The following is a 20,667-nucleotide window of genomic DNA, read 5'->3' as shown; positions in this document are numbered from 1 at the left end:
CATCAAACGAAAAAACTGCAGATATTTTTATTTATGAAACAGCGCTTTGATTTTTTTGAGAACTTCGACCAGTCTGACGATAATTTTGATGACTTTGAGCAGGCTATACCTCTGATGTCGGAAGAGGAAGAAAAAGAACTGACGGAAGCCGAAATCCCCGATTCCCTACCTATTCTCCCTTTAAAGAACACTGTATTATTTCCTGGGGTTGTTGTGCCTATCACTGTTGGCCGAGACCGTTCTCTGGCTTTGGTTAAAGAAGCCTATGATGGGGACAAAACAATTGGTGTTGTCACACAAAAGAATGAGGACATTGAAGAACCAGAGTACAAGGATCTTCATAAGATTGGAACCGTTGCCCAAATTCTGAAGCTTATTAAAATGCCCGATGGCAGTAAAAGCATCGTAATTCAGGGCAAATCCAATTTTAAGGTTAAAAAATTCACTCAAAGCTCCCCCTACTTTAAGGCAGATGTAGAACCTTACAGTAAAGAAATGGATATCGAAGGACTGGAGCTGGATGCTTCGGTTCGAAACATAAAAGAAACGGCTACCAAGATTATCAACATGTCTCCGAATATTCCTTCTGAGGCATCTATAGCGGTCAACAACATCAACAGCCCTACCTTCCTGTTGAACTTCATTTCTTCCAATTTGAATGTATCCATATCAGATAAGCAGTCACTGCTGGAGATTCGTAAGTTTTCTGAGAATCTTGATAAGGTTATGGAATTCCTCGAGAAGGAAGTTCAGGTGCTGGATATGAGTGAGAAAATCCGTACTAAAGTAAAATCGGATATTGACGATCAGCAGAGGGAGTTCTACCTCCGCCAACAAATGAAGGCGATTCAGGAAGAGCTGGGTGAAGATGCTGAACAACAGGATATCGAAAAGCTTCGGGACAAACTTAACGCTAAAAAACTTCCAGACGAAGCCAGAGAAACTGCTGAAAAAGAATTGCAGCGATTGGAGATGACTCCAAATGCATCCCCTAACTATGGTATAATCTATAGTTATGTGGAATGGATTTTAGATCTACCCTGGGAAGAATTTTCTGAAGACAAGCTTGATCTTGAATACGCCCGTAAAGTGCTGGATGAGGATCATTACGGACTCGAGAAAGTTAAGAAACGTATTGTCGAATACCTGGCTGTGTTAAAGCTAAAACAAGACATGAAAGCCCCTATTCTTTGTTTTTACGGCCCTCCGGGTGTCGGTAAAACCAGTTTAGGTAAATCCATTGCAAGAGCGTTAAATCGAGAATTTGAGCGATTTAGTTTAGGTGGAATTCGTGATGAAGCCGAAGTTAGGGGTCACCGCAGAACCTACATTGGGGCTCTCCCCGGACGAATTATCCGGGCCATGAAGAAAGCCGGGAAAGGAAATCCGGTTATTATGCTGGATGAAATTGATAAAGTTGGTGCCGATTACAGAGGCGACCCTACATCTGCCTTGCTTGAGGTACTTGACCCTGAACAAAATGATACATTTACTGACAATTACCTCGAGCTCGAATATGACCTGTCTAAGGTGATGTTCATTGCTACGGCAAATTCTCTGGATACCATTCCGGCTCCGCTAAAAGATCGTATGGAAATCATCAATATTAGTGGATACACGCTGGAAGAAAAAACACAGATTGCCAAAAAGTATCTGATACCCAAGCAAATTGAAGAAAATGGACTCAAGAAAGAGCAGATTTCTTTCACTGATGAGTCAATAGAGCGTCTCATCGATCAATATACCCGTGAATCCGGGGTACGTAACCTGGAGCGACAAATCGCTGGTTGTTGCCGTGGTGTAGCTGCCAAAATAGCTTCTGGTGAAATCGAAGAATTTGATGTTGAAGCGGATGATGTAGAAGAATTTCTTGGCAAACGAAAATTCTTTAGTGATGCAGCAGAACGAACTACAGTCCCTGGCGTTGCTACCGGGATGGCCTGGACACCATACGGTGGTGATATCTTATTTATCGAGGCCAGCGTGTCGAAAGGTTCGGGCAAACTCAATATCACCGGTCAGCTTGGTGATGTGATGAAAGAATCAGCTATGTTGGCTGTTTCCTATCTGAAAGCACATTCCGAAGAAATTGGTATTCCCGAGGAAGCTTTCAAGTATTGGGATTTACATGTTCACGTACCAGCCGGAGCAGTTCCAAAAGACGGACCCTCTGCCGGAGTATCGCTAATGTCAGCCATTGCTTCTATTTTCACTCAACGTAAAGTGAAAGGCACCATTGCCCTTACCGGCGAGATCACCCTTCGCGGACTTGTTCTGCCTGTTGGTGGAATCAAAGAAAAAGTGCTGGCGGCCAAGCGTGCCGGAATCAAGAAAGTGTTACTTCCAAAGAAAAACGAAAAGGATGTAGCTGAGATCGAAGAAGAAGTACTTGGTGACCTGGAAGTAGAATACCTGGAGCGCATGGATCCATTGCTGGACATCATCCTTGAAGATGAACCCGTACAGGATGCTTCTGATTTCTTTAAAGTAAGTGAAGCCCACAAAGCTTCAGTAACTGGTAAAAATGGTAAGATGCCGGCTAAAGACGTTGACGTAGTTAGTCGAGATGATGACTAGTCAAAACAAATGCTAAACTAATCTTAAAGAGCGGGCATAAACCCGCTCTTTTTTTATTCATATAAAGCAATCCAGCCCATCAAGTGCCATATGAATAAGTAGCCCTAGCCCTGCCACCTGTATCCAATGATTCCACTTCCCCGCTTTTTCCGAAAGCTTTTTAGACTTCAAAAAGAAAGGAACCATGAACATTGACATGTAGAACAATATTGCCCAAACCGTATGTAGAGGGTGAAAACCGATCGAACACCGGTTCGGATCATACACGGTATTCGCTAATAAATGATCCACATCTACGATCATTGTTGCTATCAGAATAAGAAAAGCCGATTTCCACTTCTTACGAAAGAATACCCAAGCAACAATCAGCGGAATAATAAAATGAAGAAGTATGTGCAGCATTAAAAAAGTATATGAGTGAAAACCAAGATAGTGATATACGGGATCTTCATCTTTTGATAAAACCATATTGTTAATCTCTTTTCCTTCCTTATTTTTGTCACATGCAAAAAGGACGAGTCATACAATCTACCGGCAGCTGGTACCATGTGGATACCGGAGATGAGATTATAGAATCACGCCTCCCGGGGCGCTTTCGATTAAGTGAAAAAGAAGTAACCAATCCCATTGCCGTTGGTGACTGGGTTGAGTTTGAGCTTAACGATGACGGAACCGGTAATATTGAGGAGATCCATGACCGGGACAACTACATCACCCGTCAGGCTACTCATGGTAAAAAAGGCGAACAGATACTGGTTGCAAACCTGGATCAGGCATGTGTTGTGCAGTCCATTAAAAAGCCAAAACTAAAGGAAGGCTTTATAGATCGCTTTTTGGTTACTTGCGAAGCTTATGAAGTAAAACCGGTTATTATTTTGAATAAAATTGATTTAGCCAAAAGTGGCGGGCTCGAATTTGCGGAAGAACTCTCAGATTTATACACAGAATTGGGTTATACTTTTTTAATTACCAGTATTAAAGATGAAAGCTCCCTGCAAAAGTTAAAAAAGCTTCTCAAGAACAAAACATCAGCTTTTATTGGTCCCTCTGGTGTAGGTAAAACAAGTTTGGTAAATGCTATTGATCCCTCCTATGACTTAAAGGTGAAAGAGATTTCTGACTTTTCAAACAAAGGAAAGCACACCACTACTTTTGCTCAGCTTATTCCTCTTAATTTTGGCGGATATATAGCTGATACACCTGGTATCCGCGAATTTGGGTTGGTGAATATCGAACCCTGGGAATTATCTTTGTTTTTTCCCGAGATGCTGGAACCCAGACAGACGTGTCAGTTCAGCAACTGCACGCACGCTCATGAACCGAAATGCGGTGTAGCCCAGGCATTTGAGGAAGGTAAGATAGCAGCCAGCCGGTATAATTCGTATCTGAACATGCTGGAATCCCTTTAAATCTATATTATGAGATACCTCAATATGGGTATTCCCTCTCTGCAAAATTATATAGATATTAGAAGATAACACTCAACAAATATCAAGGAGTACGAATGTTTAATAATTTCAAAAAAATAATCAAAGGCTTATGTGCCTTATCTGTCATAAGCCTAGCTACAGTCGGGAATGTACAAGCACAACTCGGGGATGCAGGTGCTATTTTAAGAGGTGGTGCTGCAGATGCCAATATCTTAATGGAAAACTTCCTCGCTCCTTACACAAAAGGTTTTGGGGCAGATTTAAACACTGGTTGGTTTAATACGGCTAAAGCACACCCAACCTTAGGATTTGATATCAGTTTAAACGTATCAGCGGCAGTAATTCCATCAAGTGACAAGATGTTTGATGTAACTGCTTTGAATTTAAGCCAACTGGAGCTCACTTCCGGTAGTGCAGAGACACCCACTATTGCTGGTGATAAGAGCACGAACACCACTATGGGTGTATATCTGGAAAACCCACAAACCGGACAAGAAGAGCTGGTAACAGAATTTGGCTTACCTGGTGGCACTGGTTTTGCTTACGCTCCAGCCCCTATGGTACAAGCCAGTATTGGGATTATCAAAGACACAGACCTTACTATAAGATTTGTACCTGAATTTACCGCCCCTGTTGTAGATGCTGGTGTTGGAATGTTTGGAATTGGAGTTAAGCATGGCATTAACCAATGGTTGCCTGGTGGAAAACTCCTTCCAGTAGACCTTTCGGTACAAGTTGGTTATACAAAGTTCGATGCCAACGCCAATTTCAATGTAGATCCAGAAGTTCCTCAGGGTGGAAATGCAGAAATTGAAAATACTTTCCCCGCTTCAACCTGGGACGACCAAAGCATAGAGCTTGAAACAACGGCTACTACCTTTAATGCTATTGTAGGAAAAACACTTCCATTTATCTCCGTATATGGTGGATTGGGATATGAGACTTCAAAAACTACGTTAGCTACACCCGGAATGTATCCTATCACTTCATTCAATCCTGATTATCCAAATGATCCGGTTAATGAGAAAGAAAAAAGAATTGAAGCAATTGAAGCTCCAATCGATTTAGAGATTAAAGGTGACAATAAAATCCGTGCATTTGCCGGTTTAAGACTTAGCCTTGCAATCTTTAGAATTTCAGCCAGCTATACACAATCTGCATACTCTGCATTTAATGTAGGTGTAGGTTTTGGCTTGAGATAAGCTGATTAGAAATATTTCAATAATAAAAAAGGCGCTCAATTGAGCGCCTTTTTTTATACACGTTTTGCTTCTGGCAAATTAATGATCGGCCAACAAAGGCTTTTCTACTTTTTCATCTGATTCAATAATACCGTCTCTGAGCCGTACAATTCGACGGGCGTGATCAGCAATCTCTTGCTCGTGCGTTACCACGATAATGGTATTACCCTGACGGTACAGTTCTTCAAACAATAACATAATCTCTTCCCCGGTTTTAGTATCCAAGTTACCGGTAGGCTCATCGGCAAGCAAAATAGATGGACGGTTCACAAGTGCCCGCGCAATAGCTACCCGCTGTCTCTGTCCACCAGAAAGCTCGTTAGGCTTATGGTCTATCCTATCCCCTAACCCTACCTTAGTAAGCACCTCTTTAGCACGTTCTTTACGTTCTGCTGACTTCATTCCGGCATAAATTAATGGTAACTCAGCATTGGCCAAACAGGATGTTCTTGGAAGTAGATTAAACGTCTGGAATACGAATCCGATTTCACGGTTTCGCACTTCAGCCAATTCAGCATCATCCATTTTGGAAACATTGCTGCCATTCAGGATATAATCACCCGTAGTTGGTGTATCCAGACAGCCAATCATATTCATTAATGTCGACTTCCCAGAGCCCGAAGGCCCCATAATAGCAATGTATTCATTCTCTTTTACATCAAAAGTTACACCAGCAAGGGCATGAACTTCGGTATTACCCATCTGATATACTTTTGTAAGATCGGTTATTTCAATAACTGGTTTTTTCGACATAATGATTTATTGGTAAGGTGACTTAATTGAAAGTAGCCGTTTTATTATTGACAGTGACATTATCGCCATCATTAAGAAGATTAGAAAGTGTTCGGTAACTCCCGATCACAATCTCCTCTCCGGCATTGATTCCGGAAAGAATCTGTATGTGCGTGTTGTCGCTAATACCAGTTTCAACTTCTTTACGCACTGCTTTGCCATCTTCAACTACAAAAATGACTTTTCTTATGTCCTCTTCTTTAATAATCAGATCATTATCATCCTGAGAACTAGCCAATGTTATTTCAGCTGAATCTGATTCAGCTTTACCTGTTTTCTCATCCTTGGCAAAATCTCGTACAGTTACAGCCTGAATTGGTACTGATACTACATTAGTAGCCGTCTGAGTTTCAATATCTACGGTAGCAGACATTCCTGGCCGGAATTTTGGAACAAACATTTCTTCAGGATCTTCAGAAGCCTCATTTCGCACAAGTCTTTCAGGACTGCTATCCAGATTATGAGGAGTAATAATTCTAACTTTTACCTGATAGTTAGTAACCTGTTCATTAGTCCCGCTTCCTGTTACCTGCGCTGAGTTAGCAATTTCGGTAACCACACCATTAAACCTTCGTTCCGGGTAAGCATCCACTTCAATCCGGGTAGTATCAGCAAAGTCAACGTTAACGATGTCGTTCTCATTAACTTCGACCAAAACTTCCATTCTATCAAGCAGAGAAACACGCATCATTTCGGTTCCCGCCATCTGGGCGTTACCTAAAACCCGCTCCCCTTCTTCCACGGCAAGTCCGGTTACGGTTCCATCCTGTGGTGCCCTGATGACCGTTTGCTCCAGTTCTTCCTTAGCCTGTCGCAACTGAGCTTCTGCACTTTGAATTTGATATTCAGCTGCTTTCAAATTGGCCTTTTGTGATTCCCACTCAGATTTAGACTGAATGTAGTCCATCTCGGAAATCAGATCTTTTTCATACAGTTTTTGATCTCTTTGGTAGGCTGCTTCTGCCCTAATCAAAGAAGCTTTGGTTTGTTCCATCCTGGCTTTTTGTGTTAGCAAGGCAGCATTCAGATTATCAATTTGAGCCTGGTAAATATCCGGCTTGATACGAACAAGTAAATCACCTTCCCGAACAAAATCGCCTTCTTTTACAGCCAGCTCAATGATTTCTCCGGAAACATCCGGGCGAATAATCACCTCAATTTCTGGCTGGACTTTACCTGACGCCGATACGAGCTGAGTTATCGTTTTTAGTTTTGCGGTAGCTGTTTCTACCTCTTTACCTGTATCAGAATTACCAATTACTCCGGTGAATCGAAGGGTAAGTCCCAAAGCAACAATAACCCCAAGCACTCCTCCGATCCATATCAACAATTTGCTTGTTGAAGATTTCTTTTTAGCCATTTTCCCTTTCCTATCCCTATGTAATTAAATGGTGTTTTATTAAAATTCTACGCTGTCGCCACTTAGTTTTCCTAAGTAATAATCCAACAGCTTCTCCTGAAAAATCAGGTTATACATCGCCTGCGTATAGTTTGACTGGGCCTCCACATAGTTAGCCTGAGCCTGACTTAGTTCAATCAGCGTACTTGAACCTACATTGTAACGTTCCTGTTGTGTTTCAAATGCTCTCTCACTAGCTCTTCTCGATTTCTGAGATGCCTGTAGTTGTTTCGCATAGGATGTATAATCGTTGTATGCTTGTGCTACTTCCTGGATCACCTGGAGCTTGGCATTATCAAATGAAAGCTCTGCATTTTTCAGCTGTATTTTTGAAGACTGAATATTGTACATCCGGTTCCAATTCTGGAAAATTGGAATATTCACAGAAAACCCTAAAGAACGGTTTATTCGCTGATCAAAAAACTGTTCTGAGAAAGGCACTTTTTCTCCCGCTAAAGTATATTGATCTCCGTATGAAGTAGATAATCCAGCACTGGCCGAAACTGAAGGATACAAGCTACCTTTCGCGATCTTAAGCTGGTATTCTAAACTTTTGATGTTGGCAATGTCGCTTTTAAGATCCGACCGATTCAGCAAAGCCTGATCAATAAGTTCACTAAGCATTACATTATCAGTCATACTAGCGGACTTTTCATCCAATTCTGCTTCCGGTACTGTAAATTCATACTCTCCCAGTGGGTCAATTTGCAGCTGACGAACCAAAACAAGCTTGCTGAATTTAAGAGCATTTTCTTGCTGAGTAACAGATAATTCATCACTTGCTACCTGTGCCTCCTGATTATATAGATCTACTGAAGGACGGGACCCCACTTCCACCTGTGCACGAACCTGTTCAAGCTGTTGTTGGGAATTTTCCAGATTCTCCTGTGCAATTTCCAAAAGCTGGAGATCCAAAAGAACTTGCAGGTACCGCGAAGCAGTGTTGAAAATCACTTGCTCTCTAGCTCTTTGCAAACTTTCTTCTGAAGAGATCTTAGACTGCTGACTAGAACGTAATGACATAATGTTATTAAACCCGTCAAATACTGTAATGCTTGCACCAACTCTACCACTTACTCCCTGGCTTGTAGTATTGACAAATGGATCCAACCCTTCATTAAACCTATCCTGAACAAATTGCTGTCCTGTAGTCCTTGAACCATCAAAGCTACTGTTTATTGATGGTGCAAAATCAGCATACTCACTCGTTATACTTTCATTAGCTAGATCCAGGTTATTCTTTGCCTGCTTAAGCTGATAGTTATTTTCAAGAGCAATTTGGATTGCCTCCTGAATAGAAATTGTTCGTGCTTCCTGTGCTGATATAGAAGTTGTAAATAATAGAAGTGCAAGTAGCGTAGATGAAAGTATTCTTTTCATAATTATAATTCGTTTTTGTATTAACGGGTTTGTACACGAGAATGGACGAAAATAGTTACAGTTTAGTTGCCCTATTTTCGAATTTTATATCCTTTTACAGAGAAGAGCTAAATAGTTGTAAAATCAATCGTCAGAATCACGGCCTTTCTCCTTCAATGCCGCTACTTTGTTGTCGATATAATCAAGAACTAAACTAAGTCCCTTTTTTGCAAGCATTCGCTTTATCTCTTTTGAAATAGCCGAATCTGAATGACTCCGGGTATTGTATACTTTTGATGACGTGGATGAAGAATTCTTTCGGTTTGAACCGAGTAAAAACCCAATAACTATCGAGGCTCCCACTATAGGGAGCGGGTATTTTTTGATCAGGTTTTTTGGAGCTATACTGGTTGATACTTCTTCCTTAACTTCATCAATAGACTTATCAAGCCCATTTTGAATATTGGCTAACTCTTGCTCAAGCTCTTTTTTCTTTTTTTCGAGATTTGATAACTTTTCTTTAGCCATTTTTATCTGATTGTTTCTTTTTGTTTTCTTTCAGTGCAAGCTGTTCTTGTTCTTGCTGTTGATTTGGAAGTGTATCCAGAAACTCTGCAAGAATCTGTTGTTGAATTTTACGGGCAATAGATTTTGGTTTGGCTACAACAAAAATCAACCCCAGAAGAATAAAAGGAGAAGCAACAATTGCATAACCAGCCCATTCTTTATCCAAAACATCACCCAGGTAAATGGAAAGTGCAATCATACCAAAAATTAATCCCAGTCCAAGTATGGTATAACCAAATAACTGTTGAATGGACTGCCCGATCAGGTAACTGATTTTGTCACTAATGTTAAGCACACTTAACTCAATACGAGTCTCAACATAATGCTTAAGTTCCCGGGTAATCTGTTTAATTCTGCTTCCTACATCTTCCATGGGAATCTAATCTTCTGACTTGAATATTTTTGCAGCTATAAATCCCACAGCAAATCCTATAGCAACAGAGGCTAATGGATTTCTTCGAATAGTATTCTCAGATCGTTCTCTTATCTCTTCCAGACGAACCTGCAAGTCTTCGTCTTCAAGAATTTCCCGGCCTCGGTCTATTGCACTGTCAAGGCGTTCATTTAAATTTTGGATGATTTCTTCGTTCATAATGCCCTTTGTTTTATTTCAATATAAGAAATTGCATTGGATGCATAAATCATTCCATTGCAAAAAGTTATTCGTAGCGCAAACTTTCTATTGGGTCAAGTTTAGCAGCTTTGAAAGCCGGATAAACACCAAAAGTAAGACCTACAATTAACATCCCAAAGAAACCAAGAATTACTGACCAAACTGGTATAACTGCTTCTGTTTCAATCCAAACCGCCATGAGATTACCAACTCCAATTCCTAAAATCATGCCGATGATTCCTCCAATCTGACATATGAAAATGGCTTCCATCAAAAATTGACTCACAATAGCTTTCCGGGTTGCTCCTACTGCTTTCCTTACTCCAATTTCCCGGGTGCGTTCCGAAACAGAAACCAACATTATGTTCATAACCCCGATTCCAGCACCAAGAAGAGTGATTAAACCAATTGCAAAACCACCTAAATAAAGAGCTCCTGTAAAAGCGTCAAAAGTACCGGAAAGAGAATCATTTGTTGAAATTTCGAAATCGTTATTTTCACCCGGGCTTACCTTTCTTATTACTCGGAGTATTCCTGTAATCTCTTCTACTGTTTCCGTAATAAAATCTATCTCCGGGGCACGCACTTGTATACTGATATTTCTATTTCCCCCGTATGCATTTAAAGCTGTTGTATAGGGAATGAGAACGTAGTTATCAAAAGACTGCCCGAATATCTGTCCTTTAGATTCCAGAAGCCCAATAACCGTGTATGGCTTTCCATCAAAGCGGATCTCTTTACCAAGCGGGTATTCGTTTTTGAACAGTGCATTTTGAACATCTTTACCGATTATTACCACATTCCTGCCATACTGTACGTCATCACCGGTGAAGTTCCGGCCGTCTTCGATTTCGTAGGAATTGTTGGCTAGGTAATTTTCATTACTTCCTCTTACGCCCACATTGGGCTCTGTCTCTTCATCGCCGAATTTAATTTTTGTGGTATTAAAGTACTCGTCGGGACTCATTCCTCTCCCAACTCTCATCATATCCTGTAATCTTTCAGCCGTTGTGAAGTCGATATCTTTGCGGTTACGAATGTCGTCGCTTAAAGAACCCATTTGAACTGCAGGAGTTTTAGATACATTAATAACATCGCTCCCCATCAAACTCATGGTATTCTTGAAATAGTTATCCAGAACTGCCACAGCAGTCGTTGAAACTATTACAGCAAATACCCCAATCACTAAAGCGAGCAGGGTTAGAAATGAACGAAGCTTATTTCCCCTTAGGGAATCCAGCGCCTGAATTGTCGTCTCTTTGATATGCATTTTATTCAAACCTCAATGATTCAATAGGATCTGATTTAGCCGCCCGGTAAGCAGGAATAAAGCCAAATATAACTCCAACCATCGTACAAATACTGAAAGCCAGAATCACTACACTTACATTCATAACAGCTACAAAGGCCTGATTAATCAGCAAAGTTAAACCACCGGCAAGGGCTACACCAATAACTCCTCCCAGTAAACAAATGGCGATGGCCTCGAGAAGGAATTGAGTTAATATTTCCCATGCTTTGGCCCCCACTGCTTTTCGAATTCCTATTTCTTTAGTGCGTTCACGTACCGATACAAACATAATATTCATGACTCCAATACCACCAATCAAAAGTGAAAGACCACTTAAAATAAAACCTACCGTATAGATTCCAGCTTTCATTCCCTCCAACTGCTGTTTAAAGGCTTCGGGTTTATTCAGTGCAAAGTCGTTGTCTTCGGTAGCATCAAGCTGGCGGATTCTTCGCATAATGCCTTCCAGTTCATATTCACCCTCTTTCAACAATTCCTGATTGGGAAATTGAACCCCAATTTGAATCCCATATCTCAAGCCATAAATCTGACCATATGCTGAGATCGGAATAATTATGCGGTTATCAGTGTCTTCAAGACCCAGGAACTTACCTTGTTTTTCTAACACACCTACAATAGTGAATTTCTGCCCTCCTACTCTTATCTGTTTTCCAAGCGGAGTCTCAAATTCGAAAAGTGATTCCATCAGGGTATTCCCAATAACGGCAACTTTCGAACCAGAACGGACTTCCTGTTCAACAAACATTCGCCCCTGAGCAATATTCAGTCCCTGTATTTCCAGATAATTAGCTGTTGTTCCACTCAGACCAACTCCTTCTGCACTCTTTTCCTGATATCGAACAGCTGTTCCCCGGTTTGCTGATGCCGTCACATTTTCTGCATAGCGACTGTAGTCCCTGATTTGTTCTACATAATCAAGCTTCATTTCCTGTCGGTTGCGGTATTCCCACCATTTGTATTCGCCTCCCATTCCCCAAGGCCATTTTTCCACATATACCACATTTTGCCCCATCATAGACATACTCTTTTCAAAAGAAATGTCCATACCGGTAGTAACTGCGTCGACTATGGTTACCATGGTAATTCCGATGATAATACAAAGAGCCGTTAGCGTAGACCTGATTTTGTTGATTTTAAGTGCCCGAAGAGCAATCCGGAAACCTTCTAAGAAACTGTTTACTATTCTCATGAAATTATTTGAGGTGAAAAGACGTCTCTGTTACGTACATATTTTATTTTCGTTGCATCATTTTTAAAAAATAAATGCTCAAGGCTTCAGACTTATGGAAACTGAAAATATTCCTTATTTTGAATAAAAAATTGCTTTTATGAAATTAGACGTTCTTGTTTTTGCCTCTCATCCTGACGATGCTGAATTAGGTTGTGGAGGAACTATCGCCTCTCTTACCTCTTCAGGGAAAAAAGTGGGCATCATTGACCTCACTAAAGGTGAAATGGGTACTCGCGGAACTCACAAAACCCGTGCACAGGAAGTTAAGAAAGCCTCAGAAATACTAGGTATTTCATATCGTAAAAATTTAGATCTCGGCGATTCACTCCTCCCCAATACCCGGGAGAATCAGCTTAAAATAATTGAACAAATTCGATTAACCCAACCTCATATATGCCTGGTTGGTGCTCCCTTCGACCGACACCCGGACCACACAAAAGGCACCAGCCTTGTTCTGGATGCCCTTTTTTATTCAGGATTGAAAAAGCTGGAAACCAAAGACCAAAACGATAAATCCCAGAAACCCTGGCGTCCGTCGCATATACTTCATTATATGCAAGACCGGCCTATTGAACCAGATTTTGTTTTTGATATTTCTGAACATTGGGAAACCAAGAAGAACTCTATGTTGGCTTTTAAAACTCAGTTTAATGTGAATGAACCCGGAGACGAGCCTTCAACTTACATTTCTACCGAAAATTACTTTAAGCAACTGGAAGCACGAGCCCGGTATTTTGGGCACCTTGCCGGATTTGAGTTTGGAGAAGTTTTCAAATACTACCTTTCTCCTGCGCCACTGAAAAACTTTACCGCCTTTTTTGACAGCGCCCCGCCAAGATAGTTTAACAGGCTAATCTGGTTCTATACTTACGAAGCGTTCAATGTTCCGGGACATTTCAATGCGGGTTACCAGAGATTTGACCACTCTTTTATACAGCTCGTCACCAAGAATTTTATCCTCTACTCCGGCATCTATATTAGGATTATCATTCACCTCGATCACATACACTTTGTCGCCAAGCATTTTCAGGTCAACTCCATAAAGTCCGTCTCCCATTAGTGATGCTGCTTTTGTAGCTGCTTTAAGTACCTTTGCCGGCACCTCATTGAGTGGTATAGTTGATGCATCACCAGACTGATCTTTCTTTGGGCCTTTCCAGTTATAAATCTGCCAATGCCCTTTGGCCATAAAATATTTACACACAAACAAAGGCTGGTTATCCAAAACCCCTACTCTCCAGTCAAAATCCGAAGGCAGAAACTCCTGCCCAATCACTAAATCGGATGATTTAAAAAGTCGGTTTAATGATTCTTCCATCTCTTGAGCATCCTTAACCTTAGTCACTCCCAACGAAAAAGCACTATCCGGTTGTTTAAGAATCATAGGATATTTAAGTCCAGCAAAATCCTTTTCTTTCATCATTCCTTTGTAGAATACTTTTGTCTCTGGTGTAGGAATGTTGTTCATTTTCAATCGCTCGTGGAGGTAAATCTTATTTGAACAGCGTAAAATTGACCACGGATCATCAATCACCGCTAATCCTTCAGCATAAGCTTTCCGAGAAAACTGATAGGTGTAATTATTCACATTGGTAGTTTCACGTATGAACAGGGCATCGAATTCAGAAAGTCGGTTATAATCTTCTTTTGTGATGTATTCTGTATAAATGTCCAGGTCATCAGCTGCATCTTCCAGTTTCTTGAGCGCCCTTTTATTAGAAGGCGGATTTTCTTCTTTAGGATTAATGAGTACAGCCAGATAGTATTTATAATTCTTAAGCTTGGTTCTCTGAAATCTCTTGGTTTCAAAATAGCTTTTTGCAAAACCCTGAATGTATTCCAACTCTTCAGCGGGCACTTTATTCATGCTGAGCGGGGCGATTTTCTTTATATCCCAACGATTGTTCTTTATAAAATGAACCTGAAATATTGGAGATTCAAACATTTGATATAGCTTTTGTCCCAATGGCTTATAGCTATCATCTACAGTTTGTCCAAAGTAAATATTGAGAACCAGTTTATCCTCTTTACACTTTTGAAGAGCCTTCTGAATAGTTTCGTCAATATCATCGGCAATGGAACGAATCACTCCTACATCACGGAAGTCCCTGATGGTGGTAACATTGGGAATTGCACGGTGAGCCCGGGCTGAAGCCAACAATGAAACATAGTACCCAATACTTTGATACTTATAGGAATTACACAAATTAAAAACCCTTAGAGGGCGATCAGCATACTGTTCGTTATTTGCTGTATAATCTCTGGATGAAACCACTTCAACATTCGCAACTTCAAGCTTCCAGTTTTTTGGATTATCGACCACAATGACGTTCGAGATGCGTGACTTTCCCTCCTGATGAGGAAGTTCAAAAACCATTCTTAATCCATCCCTTCCATATTCGTAATAATCACTTAGCAGTTCTGTAGACTCAAAGCCAGCTTTTTTATACCAATCGATCAACTTCCGATCATCGGCATTCACTTCCAATGATATTCGTTCAGCACCTTTTTCTGCAGCTATTTTTTGCACATGGCTAAGCAATTGCCTGCCAATTCCATGCCCCTGGTAATCGGGATCAACTACAATGGAAAAAATTCTGATGGTTTTTTTATACATGTAAAGAATAAGACTGCCCGCTGTTTTGAGCGTATCACCATCATAAAATTCAGCAATCCATACTTGCTGAAATGTACTCTTCAGGCTTAAATCAAGCGTTCGGCGCGGACTTTGCTGGAAATAAGGAAACGCTTTTTGTTCAAGCTGAAGCAAAAGATCGAGGTCTTCCAATGTTGATCTTCTGATAGAAATATCCATTAGGTAAGTAGTTAGTTAAACTCCAAGTTACGCTATTTTTTATTTGATAAAATAACCTTTCAAAAAATCTTTTCAGCCTTTAAGCTCATCCTGTTCAAAACATTGCTGAATTTCGTTCAACAAAAAGGCATGTACTGATTTATTACCAGCTATAATGCGTTGTCCGAATAACCACTCTCCCTCTCCTTTCCAATCGGTAATCACTCCTCCGGCTTCTTTAATAATCAACACGCCAGCAGCTACATCCCAGGCACTTAAACCATATTCATAGAATCCCTCAAACCGCCCACAGGCCACATTGCATAAATCCCAGGCGGCAGAACCCGGACGACGGACCCCATGGGTTTTCTCCATCATTCGCTTGAAAAGCTTGAGGTAGTTATCCACCAGATTCAGGTTATTATAAGGAAATCCCGTCCCAATCAAAGAGGAAGTAGGATCATTGTTTTGCGAAATGTGAATGCCTTCTCCATTCAAAAAAGCCCCCTCACCTTCTGTAGCGGTAAACAATTCATCATTGGCTACTTCATATACCAACCCAACTTTAGGCTGTCTGTTTTCCCATAAAGCAATAGAAACACAATACACAGGGAAAGCATGCGCAAAGTTGGTAGTACCGTCGATGGGATCAATAATCCAGATACGTTCTTCTGGAATAGAAGATCGCTTCTGTGATTCCTCAGCCAGAATATAATCATCAGGAAAAGCCTGCTGTATTACTTCTATAATCTTTTTTTCTGAATTCACATCGGCATCGGTAACGAGGTCGTTCTTACCTTTCAGTTTCACATCAAAAGAAGTTCTTCCGGCATAATCGCGGATTATTGATGCTGCTTGTTTTGCTGCTTGTTTTGCGACTTCTAACTCTTTAGAATAATTCAATTTCTAACCCTGAATTTTGATTGAATGAGTGATTCATTAAAGATAGAGATTAAAATGCGGGATTTCCTTCCTGGTCTCCTTTAATATCAACCAAATTTTGTGGATATTTGGAGCCAATTTCTTACCTAAATCAAAGATTTGATGATCATCCCTATTGCCAGCGATCATGCCGGATATCCTGCAAAGGAAACTGTAAAAAAAATACTGGAAGAAATGGGTCATACTCCCGTCGATTACGGAACGCATTCCGAAGAATCCGTTGATTACCCTGATTTTGCTATAAAAGTATCTGAGGTTATTAACAGCGGCGAACATGAACAGGGAATTCTGGTTTGCGGAAGTGGTCAGGGTGTTTGCATGACAGCTAATAAATACCCTAAAGTTCGGGCAGGATTAGTCTATTCGACCAAAGCAGCAAAAATGACCCGACTTCACAATAATGCGAATATAATGTGTTTGCCTGGCCGCGAATTAAATGAATCTGAGATTAAAGAAATAATGGAAGCTTGGTTTGCCACTAATTTTGAGGGCGGCCGCCATGAGCGACGAGTCAATAAAATCGAATCATTAACTAAAAAGTAACTGCCGCCAATGAAATCTCTTCAAGAGCAAGATGCCCAAATTTTCAGCCTTCTTGAAAAAGAAACAGACCGACAAAACTATAACCTTGAGTTAATTGCCTCCGAAAATTTTGCCTCTAAAGCTACTATTGCAGCGATGGGCAGTGTACTTACCAACAAATACGCAGAAGGCTATCCCGGTAAACGTTATTACGGAGGCTGCGAAGTAGTAGATGATGTTGAGGATATTGCCCGCGACCGAGCTAAGAAATTATTTGGAGCCGACTGGGTTAATGTACAGCCTCATTCAGGTGCAACAGCTAATGCAGCTGTATATCTTGCTTGTATGAAGCCAGGTGAAACTTTGTTAGGCTTTGATCTGTCACACGGTGGTCACCTGACGCATGGTTCACCCGTAAACTTTTCAGGTATAAATTATAACGCTGAATTTTATGGTGTGAATAAGGAAACCGGTCGTCTTGACATGAATATTATCCGTGACCGTGCGCTCGAAGTTAAACCCACCATGATTTCCATTGGTGCATCTGCTTATCCAAGAGACTATGACTATGAGGCATTTAGAAGCATCGCAGATGAGGTTGGTGCTTTACTTTGGATGGATATGGCACATACGGCTGGTTTGATTGCAACCCGAAACCTGAAAGATCCTCTTCCCCACGCGCATGTGGTTACAACCACTACTCACAAGACATTGCGAGGCCCAAGAGGCGGAATGATTTTAGTGGGTAAAGATGGTGAAAACTCAATCGGCGTGACGGCTGCTAAATCTGGAAGAACAAAAAATTGGGGTGAAGTATTTGACTCAGCCGTTTTCCCGGGTACTCAAGGCGGACCGCTCATGCACGTGATTGCTGCTAAAGCCGTTTCCTTTGGTGAAGCTTTGCAGGATGATTTCAAAGCATATCAAACACAGACACAGAAAAATGCCAAAGCCATGGCAAATAAGTTTCTGGAAATGGGATATAACCTTGTGAGTGGAGGAACGGATAACCACCTGATACTCATCGATCTTAGAAATAAAGGTTTAAATGGCAAAATTGCAGAGGATGCTTTGGGGCAAGCAGCTATCACCGTAAACAAGAATATGGTTCCGTTCGATACTGAAAGTCCATTTGTCACTTCCGGAATTCGAATTGGCTCCCCTGCTATGACCACACGAGGCCTGAAAGAAGCAGAGTTCGAGCAAATCGCTATTTTAATTGACCGCGTACTTCAGAAACCTGAAGATGCAGACACACATAAGAAAGTAGAACAGGAAGTGCGTGATTTATGTGACCGTTTCCCCCTCTATGATTTTGTAACCGCATAAGCAGGAATAGAATTGGAACAGCGCCAAATCATGCAAGGTGAGCCACCCAAGGCTAAAAAACCAGCCGATCGTACCGATACTATGTCTTTTCTGGATCACCTGGAAGAATTACGCTGGCGTATCATCAAAGGGCTGATTGGTGTTTTAGTTGGGGTTGCCATAGCCTTTGTCTTCTCTGATTTCTTCGTGGAAGAAGTGATGCTTGGTCCTACCCGGGCTGACTTTTTCATGTATGATCTACTACGGGTTGATGCGGTCAATTTTGAGCTCCAAAGCCGCCGGTTGCCCGGTCAGTTTTTCACTTTCTGGGGTACCCTTTTTGTAATGGGATTTGTGATCGGATCTCCGATTTTCATTTACCAGATATGGGCTTTTGTTGAGCCAGCGCTCGAGTCAAAAGAAAAGAAGAAAACCTTCTTTAGCACATTTTTTATCACCTTTTTCTTTTTACTGGGGGTTACCTTCGGCTATCTCATACTGGTGCCCTTTGCCCTGCAGTTTTTTGCACAGTTTCAAATATCGGACATCATCCGTAATGATTTTGATATTAATGAATACTTTAGCTCCGTTTCGATGTGGGTGGTAGCATGTGGTATTATATTTCAAATACCTGTAGTGAGTTACTCGCTATCCAAAATTGGGTTGCTGACGCCGGATTTACTTAAAAAATACCGGAGACACTCAATTATTTTTGCTTTGGTAATATCGGCCATGCTGACTCCACCTGATCCAATTTCACAGGTTCTTATTGCCTTGCCCTTAACGGTACTTTACGAACTTTCTATCTGGATTAGCCGGTATGCCATGCGAAAAAGAAAGAAAGAACTGGATGAAGCTATTTCAGGAACATCAGATTCCAACTCTTCAAGTTGATTTATCTCCTATATCATATGGTTTTAAGTCTGCGAAGCTTTATCTTTGATCGAAATAAAATGAAGGTAGCTTAGTTAATACGTTATCTAATCAAATTAAGAGAACACTATCATCTCAATGAATAATACACGCTTAAAAAGCTCATTTTTACTTACTTTTTTTGTCACACTTTTTCTCGCTTCCTGTGATACTAATGACCCCAGAAGAATAGATTTTTCTGATGTTCCTGAGCCCTTTTCTACCACTGATCCGGTTAGCGTTGACACTACTGAATCCGGGCTTATTATTTATGTTATAGAAGAGGGTGAAGGTGAGTTTGAAGTTGGCCCCCGTGACGAAATTGAGTTTTATTATACCAAGCGATATAAAAGTAACTTAGACCGAATAATCTCCAGCTCCTATGCCAACGGAGTTACAGAACCAAGACAAGAATTGGTAACAACAAATGGCAGCAGATTTGATGTTATTGTTGAAGCACAGTTCAGAGAAGGTCTCATTGGAATGAAGGAAGGAGAAAAAAGAGTGCTGATACTTACCCCTCCCATAATTGGATATTTGGGGCGTTCCTTTACATATACAAGTGATACCGTTTGGGTTGATATCGAACTCGAGAATATTACTTTCTAAATATATTCTCTTTCCACTTTTGGGTGAATAGAAGTTGTAATTTCATACGGAATAGTCCCTGCTTTTTCTGCCCATTCTTTCGCAGATAGGTTACCACCTCTCAAAATCACAACGGATTCCCCTTGTTCCAGTTTATCATTCTCAAGGAACACGGCCATATAGTCCATACTAATGGTACCCACCTGTTGGTATAATCGACCTTTTATTTCAACTTTTATTTGGCCACTCAGCGTTCTGAAAACACCATCTGAGTATCCAACCGGTACAATACCCAGCCACCCATCTTCTGGAGCTTGCCACCGGCTTCCATAGCCCACTGCATCACCTTTCCTGATTCTCTTTACCTGCAATAAATGTGATTTCCACTCAACAGCTGGCTCCAACCCTTTAATCTCTGTGTCACCCGGGGCATAGCCATACAAAGAAACCCCAAACCTAACTGCGTCAAAATGGACATTTTCATCACTGTAGAAAAATAATCCCCCACTGTTACAGGCATGTGCCATAAGATGGTCGGGGAAAAGTTCACGAATGGTGTTAAACATCTCAAGCTGTTGAATAACTCTGGGGTTACCCGGATCATCAGCGTTGGCAAAATGCGTATAAATTCCAGTGTAATTAAGGCGTTCAAACTCCTTCATTTTCTGAAGAGCAACTTCAGCATCTTCTGGTAATATCCCCAACCGGAACATGCCGGTATCAAAGTGAAGATGACAATCCGTTCCCGGTTCAAGCCGCTCAAAAACCGATAAGTCAGAAACACTTGCGGTAATGCTATACTGCTTGTATAAAAGCTCACTGCCCCTGGGAGGAATCTCAAATACGAGAATGGGTTTCTTTATACCAGCCTCTCTGAGCTCGATAGCTTCCACCAGCTCAGCCACACAAAAGTAATCAACTTTATCCTTCAGGCGCTGAGCTACCTTTACTGCCCCATGGCCATACGCATCATCTTTAATGACGGCCATTTTCTTTATGTGCTTACCCACTTTTTCAGAAATCACAGTTAAATTATGCTCAATCTTTGCCAGATTTACATGCAGTGTCGAACTCAATGAA

General features: G+C 41.1%; 20 protein-coding genes. 8 read left to right on the top strand and 12 right to left on the bottom strand.

Annotated features, from left to right (window positions below):
• Positions 1 to 33 precede the first annotated feature (33 nt).
• Positions 34 to 2,577, top strand: coding sequence for an endopeptidase La (lon, locus tag RIB15_RS11965; protein ID WP_350202394.1), 2,544 nt, complete (start codon positions 34 to 36; stop codon positions 2,575 to 2,577).
• A 57-nt stretch (positions 2,578 to 2,634) separates the two neighbouring features.
• Here lon and RIB15_RS11960 read toward each other — a convergent pair whose 3' ends face one another.
• Positions 2,635 to 3,045, bottom strand: coding sequence for a DUF6122 family protein (locus tag RIB15_RS11960; protein ID WP_350202393.1), 411 nt, complete (start codon positions 3,043 to 3,045; stop codon positions 2,635 to 2,637).
• A 35-nt stretch (positions 3,046 to 3,080) separates the two neighbouring features.
• Here RIB15_RS11960 and rsgA point away from each other — a divergent pair, with 35 nt between their 5' ends.
• Together rsgA and RIB15_RS11950 are read left to right on the top strand one after the other, a co-directional pair.
• Positions 3,081 to 3,986: a ribosome small subunit-dependent GTPase A gene (gene rsgA, locus RIB15_RS11955; protein WP_350202392.1), complete on the top strand. Its 906-nt coding sequence runs from the start codon at positions 3,081 to 3,083 to the stop codon at positions 3,984 to 3,986.
• Positions 3,987 to 4,081: 95 nt separating this feature from the next.
• A complete protein-coding gene (locus tag RIB15_RS11950; protein ID WP_350202391.1) occupies positions 4,082 to 5,209 on the top strand; it encodes a DUF6588 family protein in 1,128 nt (375 codons plus the stop codon).
• A gap of 78 nt (positions 5,210 to 5,287) precedes the next feature.
• On the opposite strand, the gene RIB15_RS11945 is transcribed toward RIB15_RS11950, so the two are convergent.
• From RIB15_RS11945 to RIB15_RS11910, 8 genes are all read right to left on the bottom strand, one after another.
• On the bottom strand, positions 5,288 to 6,001 hold the full coding sequence (locus RIB15_RS11945; RefSeq protein WP_350202390.1) for an ABC transporter ATP-binding protein: 714 nt from the start codon (positions 5,999 to 6,001) through the stop codon (positions 5,288 to 5,290).
• A 22-nt stretch (positions 6,002 to 6,023) separates the two neighbouring features.
• Positions 6,024 to 7,400, bottom strand: a complete 1,377-nt coding sequence (locus RIB15_RS11940) for an efflux RND transporter periplasmic adaptor subunit (RefSeq protein WP_350202389.1) — start codon at positions 7,398 to 7,400, stop codon at positions 6,024 to 6,026.
• Positions 7,401 to 7,439: 39 nt separating this feature from the next.
• On the bottom strand, positions 7,440 to 8,819 hold the full coding sequence (locus RIB15_RS11935) for a TolC family protein (RefSeq protein ID WP_350202388.1): 1,380 nt from the start codon (positions 8,817 to 8,819) through the stop codon (positions 7,440 to 7,442).
• A gap of 123 nt (positions 8,820 to 8,942) precedes the next feature.
• Positions 8,943 to 9,326, bottom strand: coding sequence for a hypothetical protein (locus RIB15_RS11930; protein WP_350202387.1), 384 nt, complete (start codon positions 9,324 to 9,326; stop codon positions 8,943 to 8,945).
• Complete coding sequence (locus tag RIB15_RS11925; protein ID WP_350202386.1) at positions 9,319 to 9,738, bottom strand: phage holin family protein; 420 nt, start codon at positions 9,736 to 9,738, stop codon at positions 9,319 to 9,321. The genes RIB15_RS11930 and RIB15_RS11925 overlap by 8 nt, the downstream gene beginning before the upstream one ends.
• A 6-nt stretch (positions 9,739 to 9,744) precedes the next feature.
• The gene (locus tag RIB15_RS11920; RefSeq protein WP_350202385.1) at positions 9,745 to 9,957 is read right to left on the bottom strand and encodes a hypothetical protein; all 213 of its coding nucleotides are present in this window, start codon (positions 9,955 to 9,957) and stop codon (positions 9,745 to 9,747) included.
• 67 nt (positions 9,958 to 10,024) lie between these two features.
• The gene (locus RIB15_RS11915) at positions 10,025 to 11,248 is read right to left on the bottom strand and encodes an ABC transporter permease (RefSeq protein ID WP_350202384.1); all 1,224 of its coding nucleotides are present in this window, start codon (positions 11,246 to 11,248) and stop codon (positions 10,025 to 10,027) included.
• 1 nt (position 11,249) lies between these two features.
• A complete protein-coding gene (locus RIB15_RS11910) occupies positions 11,250 to 12,479 on the bottom strand; it encodes an ABC transporter permease (RefSeq protein ID WP_350202383.1) in 1,230 nt (409 codons plus the stop codon).
• Between the two features lie 139 nt (positions 12,480 to 12,618).
• On the opposite strand from RIB15_RS11910, the gene bshB1 reads away from it, so the two are divergent.
• Entirely contained in the window at positions 12,619 to 13,362 is a 744-nt protein-coding gene (bshB1, locus tag RIB15_RS11905; protein WP_350202382.1) for a bacillithiol biosynthesis deacetylase BshB1, read from the top strand.
• A gap of 9 nt (positions 13,363 to 13,371) precedes the next feature.
• Here bshB1 and RIB15_RS11900 read toward each other — a convergent pair whose 3' ends face one another.
• Positions 13,372 to 15,336, bottom strand: a complete 1,965-nt coding sequence (locus RIB15_RS11900; RefSeq protein ID WP_350202381.1) for a GNAT family N-acetyltransferase — start codon at positions 15,334 to 15,336, stop codon at positions 13,372 to 13,374.
• 72 nt (positions 15,337 to 15,408) lie between these two features.
• A complete protein-coding gene (locus RIB15_RS11895; protein WP_350202380.1) occupies positions 15,409 to 16,218 on the bottom strand; it encodes an inositol monophosphatase family protein in 810 nt (269 codons plus the stop codon).
• Positions 16,219 to 16,359: 141 nt separating this feature from the next.
• Between RIB15_RS11895 and rpiB the strand changes: the two genes are divergently transcribed.
• The 4 genes from rpiB to RIB15_RS11875 all read left to right on the top strand — a co-directional run bounded on the left by rpiB (position 16,360) and on the right by RIB15_RS11875 (position 19,608).
• On the top strand, positions 16,360 to 16,800 hold the full coding sequence (gene rpiB, locus RIB15_RS11890) for a ribose 5-phosphate isomerase B (protein ID WP_350202379.1): 441 nt from the start codon (positions 16,360 to 16,362) through the stop codon (positions 16,798 to 16,800).
• A gap of 9 nt (positions 16,801 to 16,809) precedes the next feature.
• A complete protein-coding gene (gene glyA / locus RIB15_RS11885; protein ID WP_350202378.1) occupies positions 16,810 to 18,108 on the top strand; it encodes a serine hydroxymethyltransferase in 1,299 nt (432 codons plus the stop codon).
• Positions 18,109 to 18,120: 12 nt separating this feature from the next.
• The gene (tatC, locus tag RIB15_RS11880; protein WP_350202377.1) at positions 18,121 to 18,981 is read left to right on the top strand and encodes a twin-arginine translocase subunit TatC; all 861 of its coding nucleotides are present in this window, start codon (positions 18,121 to 18,123) and stop codon (positions 18,979 to 18,981) included.
• A 117-nt stretch (positions 18,982 to 19,098) separates the two neighbouring features.
• On the top strand, positions 19,099 to 19,608 hold the full coding sequence (locus RIB15_RS11875; RefSeq protein WP_350202376.1) for an FKBP-type peptidyl-prolyl cis-trans isomerase: 510 nt from the start codon (positions 19,099 to 19,101) through the stop codon (positions 19,606 to 19,608).
• Here RIB15_RS11875 and alr read toward each other — a convergent pair.
• Entirely contained in the window at positions 19,605 to 20,663 is a 1,059-nt protein-coding gene (alr, locus tag RIB15_RS11870) for an alanine racemase (RefSeq protein WP_350202375.1), read from the bottom strand. The genes RIB15_RS11875 and alr overlap by 4 nt on opposite strands.
• Between the last annotated feature and the right edge of the window lie 4 nt (positions 20,664 to 20,667).

This window comes from Gracilimonas sp., from assembly GCF_040218225.1.
Lineage (GTDB): Bacteria > Bacteroidota > Rhodothermia > Balneolales > Balneolaceae > Gracilimonas.
The sequence above is the reverse complement of the archived record's forward strand: the minus strand, read 5'-3'. Positions and strand labels throughout refer to the sequence as shown.